General features: G+C 67.8%; 12 protein-coding genes and 1 pseudogene. 6 read left to right on the top strand and 7 right to left on the bottom strand.

What is annotated here, in order from left to right; all coding sequences use genetic code 11:
* Positions 1-8: 8 nt before the first annotated feature.
* The 3 genes from EJK16_RS05240 to EJK16_RS05230 form a co-directional block, all read right to left on the bottom strand.
* Positions 9-1,184, bottom strand: a complete 1,176-nt coding sequence (locus EJK16_RS05240) for an acyl-CoA dehydrogenase family protein (RefSeq protein ID WP_127127057.1) — start codon at positions 1,182-1,184, stop codon at positions 9-11.
* Between the two features lie 179 nt (positions 1,185-1,363).
* Complete coding sequence (locus EJK16_RS05235) at positions 1,364-1,954, bottom strand: flavin reductase family protein (RefSeq protein ID WP_127127055.1); 591 nt, start codon at positions 1,952-1,954, stop codon at positions 1,364-1,366.
* Between the two features lie 209 nt (positions 1,955-2,163).
* The gene (locus EJK16_RS05230; protein WP_164737201.1) at positions 2,164-3,174 is read right to left on the bottom strand and encodes an ABC transporter substrate-binding protein; all 1,011 of its coding nucleotides are present in this window, start codon (positions 3,172-3,174) and stop codon (positions 2,164-2,166) included.
* A 549-nt stretch (positions 3,175-3,723) separates the two neighbouring features.
* Between EJK16_RS05230 and EJK16_RS05225 the strand changes: the two genes are divergently transcribed.
* From EJK16_RS05225 to EJK16_RS05205, 5 genes are read left to right on the top strand one after another with little or no spacing between them, the layout of a single operon-like run.
* The gene (locus tag EJK16_RS05225) at positions 3,724-4,875 is read left to right on the top strand and encodes a cupin domain-containing protein (protein ID WP_127127051.1); all 1,152 of its coding nucleotides are present in this window, start codon (positions 3,724-3,726) and stop codon (positions 4,873-4,875) included.
* A complete protein-coding gene (locus EJK16_RS05220) occupies positions 4,872-5,879 on the top strand; it encodes a dihydrodipicolinate synthase family protein (protein ID WP_127127049.1) in 1,008 nt (335 codons plus the stop codon). Before EJK16_RS05225 ends, EJK16_RS05220 begins: the two co-directional genes overlap by 4 nt.
* Positions 5,876-6,784: a fumarylacetoacetate hydrolase family protein gene (locus tag EJK16_RS05215; RefSeq protein ID WP_127127047.1), complete on the top strand. Its 909-nt coding sequence runs from the start codon at positions 5,876-5,878 to the stop codon at positions 6,782-6,784. The genes EJK16_RS05220 and EJK16_RS05215 overlap by 4 nt, the downstream gene beginning before the upstream one ends.
* Positions 6,781-7,518 carry an NADPH-dependent FMN reductase gene (locus tag EJK16_RS05210; protein WP_205739606.1) on the top strand — a complete coding sequence of 246 codons (738 nt, stop codon included), beginning with the start codon at positions 6,781-6,783 and terminating at the stop codon, positions 7,516-7,518. Before EJK16_RS05215 ends, EJK16_RS05210 begins: the two co-directional genes overlap by 4 nt.
* Entirely contained in the window at positions 7,515-8,465 is a 951-nt protein-coding gene (locus tag EJK16_RS05205) for a VOC family protein (protein WP_240645789.1), read from the top strand. The genes EJK16_RS05210 and EJK16_RS05205 overlap by 4 nt, the downstream gene beginning before the upstream one ends.
* 115 nt (positions 8,466-8,580) lie before the next feature.
* Here EJK16_RS05205 and EJK16_RS05200 read toward each other — a convergent pair whose 3' ends face one another.
* Complete coding sequence (locus EJK16_RS05200) at positions 8,581-9,570, bottom strand: ABC transporter substrate-binding protein (RefSeq protein WP_127127045.1); 990 nt, start codon at positions 9,568-9,570, stop codon at positions 8,581-8,583.
* A 66-nt stretch (positions 9,571-9,636) separates the two neighbouring features.
* Positions 9,637-11,085 carry an aldehyde dehydrogenase family protein gene (locus EJK16_RS05195; RefSeq protein ID WP_255411469.1) on the bottom strand — a complete coding sequence of 483 codons (1,449 nt, stop codon included), beginning with the start codon at positions 11,083-11,085 and terminating at the stop codon, positions 9,637-9,639.
* A 124-nt stretch (positions 11,086-11,209) separates the two neighbouring features.
* Here EJK16_RS05195 and EJK16_RS05190 point away from each other — a divergent pair, with 124 nt between their 5' ends.
* Positions 11,210-12,019 (top strand): IclR family transcriptional regulator, encoded by an 810-nt coding sequence (locus EJK16_RS05190; protein WP_127127040.1) that lies wholly within the window; start codon positions 11,210-11,212, stop codon positions 12,017-12,019.
* A gap of 1 nt (position 12,020) precedes the next feature.
* Here EJK16_RS05190 and EJK16_RS05185 read toward each other — a convergent pair.
* A pseudogene (locus EJK16_RS05185) lies at positions 12,021-12,179 on the bottom strand (IS481 family transposase); the annotation flags it as partial.
* Between the two features lie 445 nt (positions 12,180-12,624).
* Positions 12,625-13,092 carry a hypothetical protein gene (locus tag EJK16_RS05180; RefSeq protein WP_127127038.1) on the bottom strand — a complete coding sequence of 156 codons (468 nt, stop codon included), beginning with the start codon at positions 13,090-13,092 and terminating at the stop codon, positions 12,625-12,627.
* Positions 13,093-13,447: the final 355 nt, after the last annotated feature.

The following is a 13,447-nucleotide window of genomic DNA, read 5'->3' as shown; positions in this document are numbered from 1 at the left end:
GGCTGTGGTCAGTAGAAGAGCTCGAAGGGCGGCTCGACGCCCAGGACGGCCCGGGCATGGCGCGCATAGGTGGCGCGCTTGCTGATCGAGATGTGGGCTGCGGCGAAGTGGACGTCGCGCCAGACCTGCTGCGCGAACGCCCCCGAGGCGAACATCGATGTCCCGCCGATCTCCATCAGCTTGTCGATGGCCTCCAGCGCCAGCTGCGCCGCGAACGTCTGGGTCCGGCTGCGTGCAGCGCGCTCCTCCAGTGTGAGGTCACCCCCGGCGTCCGCTCGGTCGGCCTGCCCGTTGAGGAGCTCGAGGGCTGCGTCGAGCTTGGCCGCGATCAGGCCGACGTCGACCTGCAGGCCTTCGCTCTCGGCGACGCGAGCCCCTGCGGGAGTCCTCTTCTGGGCGAGCGCAGCTGCGACCTCCTGGTAGGCAGCCTGGCTCGCCCCGACGATCGTCGAGATGAAGCCGAGGCTCCCGATGGCCACCCATGGCTGCCGCAGAGCGGGGGTGTCGTGGATCTTCGATCCGGGACTGGTGCCGTCCCGGGCGTCGTCGTGGAGCATGCTGAAGCTCTCCGGGACGAACACGTCGTCGACGACGACCGTGTTGCTCCCCGTTCCACGCATGCCGACGGTGTCCCACGTGTCCTCGACCGTGTACTGCCCTGCGCGCAGGAGGAAGTACCGGATCTGGGGCGGGCCGGCCGGCTGCGGGAGCATGCCGCCGACGTAGACCCACCCCGCGTTGTTGGAGCCGCTGGTGAACGCCCCGCGGCCGGAGAGGCGGTAGCCGCCCTCGACGGGAGTGATGGTCATGCCCATGTGAGAGCCCGCGACCACGACGTCGGGACCGTCGGCCCACACCGCCTCCTGCGCCTCGAGCGGGAACATCGAGACGAGCTGCGGGTCGTGGATCATCAGCCACGACAGCCACGCGGTGGACGGGCACCCGTGGGCGACGGCGGTGGTCACCTCGACGGCGTCCCGCGTCGTGAGGGCGGAGCCCCCGAACCGGGCAGGGACGAGCATCCGTGCGAGCCCGGCGTCGACCAGGTCGTCGATCGACTCTCGCGGGATGCTGCGATCGCGGTTGCTCGCCTCGATCCGCGCGCGGAAAACCGGGACCAGCTCGGCGACCCGCTGCTTGATCTGACCGGCGGTGGACGGGATCGTCGCAGTGTCAACGTTCATGAGAACCTCCTTGTTTTCGGCACCAATGCCGGCACGGCGATGGGTGTTTGCCTTCTCGACGGAACCAGAGTGAGAGGGCCGTTCCGTTCTTTCGATTTCTTCCGGTGCCTAGAAGTGACCAGCCGATCACGGCCGTGATGTGCCGGCGGGACGGCTCAGCGCCTGCCGGTGCACCCGCCCTACTCGACCCTCGAGCCCTGGCCCAGGTGGTGCCACGTCCGGTTGTGGTACACGAGCGGAACCGAGGACTCGCGCTCCGCCGCGTCGACATCCGAGTCGCCGATCTTCGCCTCGAGGCCCTGGACGACGAAGACGATGGAGTTGCCGACGATGACCTTCTCGACGACGCGACCGCGGATCCAGACGGACGCCGACGGGAAGAACGGCTCACCGGTCGGCAGTCGCGACCAGAGGGTGGTGTCGGCGAACCTGTCGATCCCGCTGGTGGCACCCAGCTTCGCCAGGTCGAGCTGCTCGGCCCCGAGCAGGTGCACGACGACCGTGTCGGCTGCGCGCAGGACCGGCGCGCTCGACGAGAACTCCGTCACCGAGAAGACCAGCATCGGCGGGACCGCGCTCACAGAGATCACGGACGTCGCGGTGAGGGCGACCGGCCTCTCGCCGTCGTCGGCGGTGATCAGCGCGACGCCTGCGGGGTGATTGCGGAAAGCGGCCTTGAACTCGTCGGGCGACAGCCCGTCGCCGTTGCGAGGCGTCAGGTTCTGGCTGACGCCGGCGCCCGACGGCGAGGCAAACGTTCTGGGTGTCATTACCCGAAACCTCTCTGTTTCGTATGCTTTCGGCCGATTTCGGTTCGGCGATCGATCTCGCCATTGGCCGGGTATTGATTCACCCTGCCCGATCCGCGCCGAGCGATCCATAAACTTCTGATCTGAAGAAACGTCGAGAAATGCGAGCCCCGCGCGCTCGCGCGGTCGGCGCGGTTTCAATGAGCACAGCGTTCTCGAGCGTTTCGATATCACTCGGGGGCGGCAGGAAACGCGGACATGTCGACCGCTTCGTCGATGAACTTCTCCTCGAGCGCGAGCTCCGCGAAGCGCGCGACCGCGTCGACGTTGATGGCCGTGGTGAAGTGCTCCATCCGTGCGCTCTTCGCCAGCGCGGTATCCATCTCGAGCAGGTTGACCAGCGACTGCCGCGTGCCTTCGGCGTCCCCCTCGGCCTGCTCGAGAACGTCGGTGAGCGCCGTGGTGAACTGCTCGACGAGCGCAGGGTCGACGCCGGCTTCCGCCACCATGATCTGGGTGCTCACGCCGGGCGACGCCTCGAGGAAGTTCCACGAGACCACCTCCGCGCCACCGCGCTGCGCGATGGTGATGAACGGCTCGACCTCCCAGATCGCGTCGACGTCCCCGCTCTCGAGTGCCGCGATCGCGTTCGGGAACTTGATTTCGACAAACTTGACGGCGTCCGGGTCACCGCCGTCCAGACGCACGGCTTCCCGGATGCTCAACATCCCTGCGGAGTTCACCTGGTTGAGCGCGACCGTGCGCCCCTCGAGGTCAGCGGGCCTCGTGATGCCCGAGGCGGGCTTGGCGAGGACGGCGGAGATGTCCTCACCGTCGGCATCGCTCCACGCCTGCGAGTAGCCCGAGGTCACGGTGATCGGGACGTCCTTGTCGAGCGCCACCATCACCGAGACGGTGTTGACCGAGGCGAAGTCGAACTCACCGGCGACGAGGGCGGCGACGAAGTTCTCCGCGCCGGCGCCGGTCTCGAGGGTGACGTCCAGTCCGTGCTCCTCGAAGATCCCGTTGTCGACCCCGTACAGAAGTGCTGCCGTCGGCACGATCGGGAGCGCGCCGACGGTGACGGGAATCAGCTCTTCGGAGCCCCCGGCTGCGGCGGCGGTCTGCGCCTCGGCCGCGCCGGCGGAGTCGCCGCCCGCGCTCGACGAGCACGCGGCGAGCGCCAGGGGTACGGCGAGCAGCAGCCCCGTAAGAGGCCGTGCACGGCGGATGTTCGACATGGGACTCCTTGTTCTTGGTGACGACGGACCGGGCATCGTCCTCGAGCCGGCCGGCTCGTGCGTTCGTCACCGACGGTGAGGAACGCTTCCTCCCTGGCGACGCTATGCGCGCGCCCATGGCACCTCCACGAGATTCTGCGTCCCAGAAGTCACTGCCTCGGTGGAGGTCGACCGGCACTCGCGGCGGGGCTCACACCGACTGTTTCGGGTCGTCGGGAGGGCGATGCAGCACCCACCTCCACACGCCCGCGCGCTCACTTCTGACAGTCAGAATCCCAAAGGGATTCACCATCGGCCTGTGTCACGATGCAAACGTGATCAGCACCACTGACAGCACCTGTCTCCTGGTGCCGTCGCGACAAGCGCCCGGAAGGACGATCGAGACCTTCGAGGTGACGACCGGCGCCGACCGCGCCACGGTCCCACCGAGGGTTCGGCGTTGAGCCCCCGAGACCACGTCAAGCATCACCAGCAACCCAGGGCAGCTCGCCCGGATGCCGGGCGCTTACAGAGAGTGCCGGGCGCTCGAAAAGTGAGGAAGGAGTCTTCATGACCACCACGGAGAACCACACCAGCAACGCGAGGCTCGAGGCGTTCAACGAGAAGCTCGCCGGGAAGAACTGGAGCGGCCAGTGGGAAGCGGAGAAGTACCTGATGGCCTCCATCGGCGGCCCTCAGCCCGCCGGCGTCCCGCACCGCTGGGGCTGGGCGGAGACCAAGGAGGCGCTCGACGAGGCAACGGACGTCCTGGGCACGGTCGACACCGCCCGTCGGCACCTGACCTGCGTGAACCCGGGTCTGAAGGACCGCGGCGCCATCACGACCCACAACCTCGCAGCCGGGTTCCAGCTCGTGAAGTCGGGTGAGATCTGCTGGTCCCACCGCCACTCGCCCGGCGCGCTCCGCTTCGTGACCCAGGGACACCCCGAGGCGTACACCGCTGTCGACGGCGAGAAGCTCGTGATGGAGGACTTCGACCTCCTCCTCACTCCCCGTTTCTCCTGGCACGACCACCACAACCCCTCCGACAAGGACGTCTACTGGCTGGACGCGCTCGACGTCGGCCTGCTCCAGAAGCTCGGGGCGCTGTTCTACGAGCCGTACGGCGAGGACAGCCAGAAGCTCCGCCCAAGCACGTCCGAGTGGGTGGGCACGCGCAGCCACTGGCTGCGGCCGACGTGGGAGGAGGAGCGGACCACGCGACTCCCCCTGCGCTACGCATGGAGCGACGTCCGCGAGCGCCTCGCCCTGTACGGGAACGAGGTCGGATCGCCCTACGACGGGCTGGCGCTGCGGTATGCGAACCCGGTCACCGGCGGGCCGACGATGGACACGATCGACTGCTGGGTCCAGCGGCTTGTCCCCGGCTTCTCCGGCAAGACCCACCGCCGGACCTCCAGCGCCGTCGTCTACGTGATAGCCGGCAACGGCACGCTCGAGACCGACAACGGCACGATCACCTTCCAGGCCGGCGACGTCATCTCGCTGCCGAACTGGACGAACTTCCGGTGGACCAACGCCTCGGCCAGCGACGAGGTCCTGCTGTTCTCGGTGCACGACATCCCCGCCTACCAGAGGCTCGGCCTGCTCTACGAGGAGCCGGAGGCCATCATCGGTGCGACGCCGGCTCCGGCGAACCCCACGCCGCCGCTGAAGCCCCTGTACGCGCAGGGCGCGTTCTACGGCAAGGACGAGCGGTGAGCCGGCGGGTCACCGCCGACGACATCCGGGGCGTCGTCGGCATCATCCCGACGCCGGCGCTGCCCGGTGCCGACTCGCCCACCGCAGTGTCGACGGTCGATCTGGAGGAGACCGCCCGGCTCGTGGAGAACGTCGTCACCGCGGGGGTCAATGTCCTCATGACGACGGGCACCTTCGGCGAGGTGGCCACTCTTACCGAGGACGAGCTCCTCGCGTTCGCCGACACCGTCGTCAAGGTCGTCGACGGGCGCATCCCGGTGATGGTGGGCCCCACGGCACCCAACACACGCGACACCATCCGCCGCGGCGCGGCACTGATGGCTCTCGGCGCCGACGGCCTGTTCGTGGGACGACCGAGCTGGCTGCCCCTGGACGACCACCAGATCGTCGACTACTACCGTGCGGTGGCCGACGCTCTGCCCGACGCCGCGTTGGTGGCCTACGACAACCCTGGCGTCTTCAAGGGAAAAATCTCCACGACGGCGTACGCGGGCCTGGCGACGATCCCCCAGATCGTGGCGGCGAAGTACACGGGCGGAAAGTCGACCGAGACATTCGGGGCCGACCTCGCCGCCCTGGACGGCCGGTTCGCCCTCCTGCCCCTGGTGGAGAACTGGGTGAGCATGGTGAAGGCGTTCCCGGGGCAGGTCCACGCAGCCTGGACCGGCGACGCGGCCTGCGGACCCGAGCCGCTCGTCGCGCTCTCCGAGGCGCTGCGCACCAGGAACTGGGACGTCGCCGAGCGGATCGACGAAGAGCTGGAGTGGGCCCTCGAGCCCCTCTTCCCGGACGGCGACCTCGCCAAGTTCATGGCCTACAGCATCCAGATCGACCGCGCCAAGTTCATCGGGTCGGGATACAGCAACCCCGGGCCGACCCGTCACCCGTACACGACCGCACCCGAGGAGTACATCGCCGGTGGCACCGAGGCGGGCCGACGCTGGGCCACGATTCGGGCGCGCTACGTGGCCGGTGCTGCGACGGAGGGGGCGACCCTCGTATGAAGACCTCTCCCTCGCCCGCACCGTGGTCGATCGCGCAGTACGTCGACGACGACGGAACTCACCTGGGAATCCTCGCCGGGGACGTGATGCACGCGGTGCCATCCGGCTGGCCCGCGACATCGGCGGAGCTGTTCGACCGATGGGGTGAGTGGCGCGGCGCCCTCGTCGACCTCGACCCCTCCGACCTGGTGGTCGTCCCCGGTGCCACGCTGGCAGCCCCGATCACGTATCCGCGCAAGCTCATCTGCGCCGGCGCGAACTACTCCGACCACCTGGCGGAGATGAGCGACGGCAAGGTGGTCGGCCGTCCCGCGCCCTGGTTCTTCCTCAAGCCTCCGACAACGACGATCGTCGGCCCCGACGCCCACGTCCCGCTCCCGGGCGCGCCCGACCCGAACCTCGACTGGGAGGCCGAGATGGGAGTCGTGATCGCCGACCGGTGCGTCAACGTCTCCGTCGACTCAGCACTCGACCACGTCGCGGGTTACGTCGCGGCGAACGACCTGTCGGCGCGCGGGCTCTTCTTCCGGGACGACGCCATCGCACCCCCGTTCGCCTCGGACTGGTACGCCCACAAGGCGCTCGACGGCCTCTGCCCGCTCGGTCCCGGGGTGGTGCCCGCGTGGCTCGTCCCGGACCCCGAGGCGCTCTCCATCGAGAGCCGTGTCAACGGCGTGACGAAGCAGCGATCGAACACCTCCCGTCTCATCGCGGGCGTGGCGGAGCTCGTCGCGGCGGCGAGCCGCGACGTGACCCTCGAGCCGGGCGACGTCATCCTCACCGGCACCCCCGCCGGCGTCGGCATGCCGCGTGGTGAGTTCCTGCGCCCGGGCGACACGGTCACGGTCGACATCGAGCTCCTCGGCCGGCTCACCACCACCATCGCCCCACCGAGGGGCGCATGAGCATGAGCGGCACCGGCGTCCACACCCGGAACGACGACCCCGCGGCGCCATTCGTCCCGACCCACGTCGACGGCGAGGGCGCGGCCCGGCCGACCCTCCAGATCATCATCGGAGCCACCAGGCCCGGTCGGGTCGGCGCCGAGGTCGCGCACTGGGTGCACAGGATCGCAGCCGGGCACGGCGGGTTCGACGTCGACCTGGTCGACCTCGCCGAGATCGACCTCCCGCTGCTCGACGAACCGGTCGGCGCAAAGATGGGCCGGTACGAGCACGCACACTCCAGGCGATGGAGCGAGCGCGTGCAGCGGGCTGACGCCTTCGTGTTCGTCATGCCGGAGTACAACCACGGATACAGCGCCGCCCTGAAGAACGCCGTCGACTACCTGTTCCACGAGTGGTCCGACAAGCCGGCCGGGATGGTCAGCTACGGCAGCAACGTCGGCGCCGGGGCGCGCGCCGCCGAGTCCTTCGGGGCAGTCCTCGTGGCCGTCAAGGCGCTCGTGCTGCACGAGTCGGTGAACATCCCGTTCGTGCACCGTCACCTGGACGCGGGCGCGTTCCGGAGCACCGACGCCTTCGACGCGGCCGCGGTCGCGATGCTCGACGAGCTGTCCCGAGTGCAGATCGCGTCCCACGCTCTGCGCGCCACACGCTACGGCGGCAGCAGGCCGCGCCAGGAACCGGTGCCGGCGCACGCCGGCCCCACATCGTCAACAGGAGGAACCGATCGATGAGTGACGCCACGAACACAGCAGCCACGTCCACCACACAGATGCCTGGGAAGGCTGAGGACCCGGCCGTCCAGGTCGGTCGGCTGGGCTACGTCTCCTTCACGACGCCGGACGTCGACCGGCTCAAGGAGTACTACACGAAGACGCTCGGGTTCGCCCTGGTGGAGGAGTCGCCCGACCTGGTGTTCCTCACGACTGGGTCCGACCACCACTGCGTGGTGATCGAGAAGGCGGACGTCGCGTCCGGCCGCCAATCCATCGGTTACGAGATCGCCGGCTCACTGAGCGACGCACGGCGTCGTCTGTCCGCGATCGGCCTGGAGTCGGAGCTGCGCAGCGACATCGGTCCGGGCACGCCCCAGGTGCTCGTCCTCGACGAAGCCGAGACCGGGACGCCGGTTCACCTGTACGAGTCGCAGACTCCGAGCGGAGTGGGCGCGACGTTCGACCAGCGTCCGACCAAGCTGGGTCACGTGGCGGCGTACACGACCTCGACCGACAACATGCGTGCCTTCTACCAGGAGGCCCTGGGCTTCCGGTGGTCCGACACCGTGGGCGACTTCTTCGTCTTCCTCCGCTGCAACTCCATGCACCACTCGGCCAACTTCATCCAGAGCGACAACTTCTCGGGGATGCACCACATCGCCTACGAGGCCCGGGACATGAACCACCTCCAGACGATGCTCGACACGCTGGCTCGCGACGACTACTCACTGTTCTGGGGGCCTGGTCGCCACACCGCCGGTCACAACGTCTTCACCTACCACACCGACCCCGACGGCCACACCATCGAGCTGTACACACAGATGGACGTCATGACGAACGAGGAGCTCGGGTACTTCGACGAGCGGCCCTGGCACGAGCAGCACCCGATGTATCCCCAGACCTGGGAGGTCGACCTCGGCATGCTCAACAAGTGGGGACCGTCGCTCGGCGAGTTTCCCCGCTGACACAGGACGTCGCGCTCGCAGGTGCCAGCGCAGCGGTCCTGGTGGCACGACACCGCGCCCCCTCCTGGTCACCAGGAGGGGGCGCTGGTTTGTCGTGAGCTCGAATCTGGGACGATCAGATGGTGAACGCGCTCGCCGTGCTCGGCGCGAAGATCTCCTCCGGCGCATAGCGCCGGGCCGCGAGGCCCTGCTCGTGGGAGTAGCGCAGGAAGGTCTCGAGAACCGTGCGGTTCGCCTCGATGCCGTACGTCCAGTAGTCCGGGCCGAGGGCCTCCACCGTCTCCTCGACGTGGTCGGCGAGCCACGGCAGGGCCACCTTGAGCGAGCTGCGGTACAGCAGGCCGCGCATCGCGACTTGCAGCGAGGCGTCGAACGCCTTGACGAGTGAGCGGGCGACCCAGGGGTGTGCGTCGAGAACGCTCCGGCGGACGACGACACAGTGCATGATCGGGAAGATCCCGGTGCGGGCGAAGTAGTCCTTCTCGATCGCCTTGTAGTCAGGAAACAGGCGGACGACGTGCTCGTGCGCCCGGAAGGCGGACGGTTCGTGCGCGGTGAAGAGTGCGTCAAGCTCGCCGCCGGCCAGCATCTGGGAGAGCGTGTCCCGCGGTCCGATGGCCTGGACCCGGACGTCGTCAGGAAGCGAGATCCTGGACTTCTCCTCGCGGCCGGGCTCGTCGACGCCGCCCGTGTACCACTCGATGTCTTCGGGCCTGACCCCGAAGTCGTCACGGAGGATGCCGCGCTGCCAGACGCTGGCGGTGATCTGGTACTCGGGCACGCCAACCTTCTTCCCACGCAGGTCCTGCGGGGAGGTGATGCCGCTCCGTTCGTTGACGAAGATGGACTGGTGCCGGAAGTACCGGGACGGGAAGACAGGAAGGGCGACGTAGGGGAAGTCGTCGCGGCCGAGGTTGAGCACATAGGTCGACAGGCTCATCTCACTCACGTCGAACTCGGCGTACTTCACCTGTCGGTAGAACACCTCCTCGACCTCGAGCGGGACCAGTTCGAGGTCGATCCCCTCGGGGCGGACCGTCCCGCCACTCAGGGCGTGGAAGCGGTCGTAGTCGACGGCGGCCATGGTCAGGGGAAGAAGGCTCATGCTGTTGGCTCCTGTTGCGGATCGATCGGCGGCGCGACCGGGATCAGCCCCGGCCGGTGACCGGGGCTAGTAGACGACGTTGACGACTTTTTCCTCGGTGTAGGACAAGAGCTCCTCGAGGCACTCTTCCTTGGCCCCGACGCCGGAGCGCTTGACCCCTCCGTACGGGGTGCCGGGGAAGTGGGTGGACGAGTGGTTAACCCAGATGTATCCGGCCTCGAACTCCTCGACCACCCGCAGCGCCCGGTTGAGGTCCTTGGTCCACACACTCGCGGTCAGCCCGTAGTCCACGCCGTTCGCGATGCGGATGGCTTCGTCCTCGGTGTCGAAGGGGATGACGCTCATGATCGGTCCGAACACCTCTTCCTGCGCGATGCGGAACTCGGGCCGCACGTCGGTCAGCACAGTCGCCTCGACGAAAAACCTGTCGTCGAACCCCGGACCCTCCGGGCGTCCTCCCCCGACGACGACCCGTGCGCCCTCCTGCTTGGCGATCTCGATGTACTCCAGAGACTTCTCGTACTGGCCGCGGTCGATCATCGTGCCCTGCTCGGTGGCCTCGTCCATCGGGTCACCGATCTTCCGTGCCCGAACCAGGTCGACGATCTTGTCGGTCAGCTCCTCGACGATGCTGCTGTGCGCGAGGACCCTCGAGTTCGACCCGCACGACTGGCCGGACCAGGTGAAGTTCATTCCCTTAACGGCCCCCAGCGCGGCCTCATCGACGTCGACGTCCTCGAAGACGACCATCGCATTCTTCCCGCCGAGCTCGAGGGTGACGTGCTTGACGCCCGACTCGGCGGCAGCCCGCTGAATCGCTCGTCCGGTCGACTCGGAGCCGATGAACGAGATGCGCCGGACCGCCGGATGGCGTACGAGGCGATCGGGGACCGATGCGCCTGCCCCCACGACGATGTTGACGACGCCGGGCGGGAACTCGTCCACGATGAGCTCACCGAGGCGCAGCATCGACAGCGGTGCCAGCTCTGACGGCTTGACGACGACCGTGTTGCCCGCGAGGACGGGGGCAGCGAAGCGGCAGCCGAACATCAGCGGGTGGTTGAACGCGCTGATCTTGACGACCACGCCCTCTGGCTGCCGGATGGAGTAATGCAGACCGCTGCTCGCTGGGATCGTCTGGCCCTTAAGTTCCAGCGCGAGGTTGGCGTACATGCGGATCTGCTGGACCGCGAGCGTCACGTCCGCCCGAGCGTTCGAGATCGGTGACCCCGTGTCGACCATCTCGAGGAAGGCGAGCTCCTCAGCGTTGGCCTCGACGATGTCGGCGAGCCGATAGAGGTGCTTGGCACGCTCGAGCACCGGCACCTTCCGCCAGGCAGGCAGTGCCGCACGCGCCGCATCGACCGCTGCATCGGCGTCGGAGGGCGAGGCGTCAGGGACGTCGGCGAGCAGGCCGACGGTATACGGATCGATCACAGGGAACGTCCGGCCATCTTCTGCACTGCGCAAGGCGCCGCCGATGAGGAACGTCCAGTCCCGCTCTCGTACCGCCACTAGCTCGTCTTCGCGTCGTACGCGCTCGTTCACTGGATCGTTCCTCCGCCTGCGGGGCTCAGTCTTCCGTCGGTAGCGCTCTCATATTCGAGGGCGGTACGTCGGCGGGCAATACTCTTGTGCCATGCAGAAGTTGCCGGCGCCCAAGCGCCCCGCGTACGCAATCGCCTCGGTCGACAACGCCATACGACTGGTGCACATGCTGAGGGACCGCGGCGAGGTTCGACTGAAGACTGCGGCGATCGAGCTCGGGGTTGCTGAGTCGACAGTGCACCGGCTGATGTCGATGCTCGTCTTCCACGGCCTCGCGGTGCAGGACGACAGGCGGGTTTACGTGCCCGGTCCCACTGTGGGAGCAGTGCCGGTCAGGATGCCGGGGACAGAGTTGCTGCGCACCGCGGCAGCCACTCCCCTCGAGGAGCTATCACAACTCACCGGCGAGACGGTCAACCTTCAGATCCGCGTCGGCACCAAGCTGCGGTTCCTCGACAGCTTCGAGGGCGACAAGATGCTTCGGATCGTCGCCCGCCCAGGGGCCGTCGTGCCGGCAGCAACGGCGGCCGGCGGACGGGTACTTCTCGCTCATATCCCGGAGGACAGGGTAAGGACCATGTACCAGAGCCCCATGGTCCAGGCCCAGGGTGACGGACTGAGCGATCGTCAGCTGGACCGGCTGATCTCTCAGCTCCGCGTCTACCGCCAGCAAGGGTATGCGGTGTCGAACGGCGAGACAGAGTCCGGCGTAGCCGCGGTCGCGGTGGCGATCCACAACCCGGCAGGCCGGGTGATCGCAGCCCTCGCGATCGCCGCCCCGTCCGTGCGGTACGCGGAACTCGTCCAGGACGACGTCCTTACCGAGCTCCGGGCCGCACGGGACGACATCCAGGCGAACCTCGCGGACATCACGCCGACGACGACCGAAGGCGTCGACTAGCTGTACTGACCCGCTCGACCCTGATGCCGCGGGCGGCGAAGTGGTCCAGGGCGCGGGTCGTGAACGCCGCCGCGGTCTCCTTGGTCTCGTCGGTGAGGATCTCGGAGTAGACCATGCGCGAGTGGTCGCCCTGGGCGTGGTGGAGGTAGTCGTACCGCGGTCCCTCGCCGGCCGGCCGCAGGTCCACTTCCAGGTCCGCCTCGGGGAAGAAGTATTCGGGAACGTACGGGGCCTCCCACACCAGCAGCTGTGCCCGGGAGCACACGAACGAGCTCCCCTGAGCTGAATGCGCGCACGCGCTTCAGTCCCTGCTGCACCCTCGGGCGTGATCACGAACAAGTTGTCGACGATGTCAGTCATGAGACCAGTGCACTCCTGGTGGTCGGACGGCGCCCGGCGGAGTCCTCGGCTGGCGTGTCGTGGGCTTCGGGCAAGAAACCAGAGGGAGCGCACAACGAACGGCACGACTTCGTTGCGCGGCAACGGCTCGCCGGCAGTCCACGAGACGTCTCACCGCAGGCTCTGCCGTTGGGCCGTCGCCCTCTCTCTCCCCACGCGGGTGGGCACGCATCGTCTAACGAGCACCACCAGCCGGGGCAGTACATCTAGTGCTGGCGTTCCATCCGGATGTCGGTGACCCTGTCGCCAGGGACCCAGCCGAACATGAAGGAGCGTTCGTATTCCTCAAAACCAAACTCACGCGCCAGCGGACCCCAATAGATCCGGGGCTCATTAGTCTCGGTTTCGACGGCCAGCCGGCCCGCTCCGTCTTGGGCGATGATCCGCACATGGACCTGGAAGTCATAATCGCGGTCGTTGGTCATCGGCACGTAGCCGGTCGCGACGATGCAGTGTGCCTCGGAGACCTCCGCCTCGGGCACGTCGAGCCAGTAGTGGTAGGGAGTGCGGGCGAACCGGTTGGGGTAGAACACTTCCCGCCAATTCGGTCCGGGCCTCTCACCTCCGTCCTTTATCAAGCGGTGCTCGCCGTTCAGCGGCGTCCGACTCTTCAGTTCCACGTCGCGGCCGCGCCAGGTGCCATAGCAGCCGGTCAGCTTGCGTCCGTCACTCATCCACACGTTCCTCGGTCCTCATTCCTGGATCGCTGTCGCTCACGCACCGACCGCCTTCGCGGTCCCGCCCCTCGAACAACCGCATCTGGCAGGTGCCACCCGTACCGGCAGCTGACAGGCCTGTCCTGTCAAACGTCCGCCCCGCGCCTCTTTGCGGCGGAAGTGTCCGGATGGGCACGTTACCTTCTTCGCAGCCCTCGGGGTCGTGTGGATCGGGAGGTGCTGGCCTGTCGGTTCCGGTATGGCTCTTTGCCCCCAGTCGTCGATGATCCGGGGGGTGGAGGCTCTCGTTCCACGGAAGGATCAGAGTCATGGCGGCACTGCGGAAGTACAGCGAGGAGTTGAGGGACCGCGC

This window comes from Georgenia sp. SYP-B2076, from assembly GCF_003991205.1.
GTDB lineage: Bacteria > Actinomycetota > Actinomycetes > Actinomycetales > Actinomycetaceae > Georgenia.
This window is presented reverse-complemented; position numbering and strand designations above follow the sequence as displayed.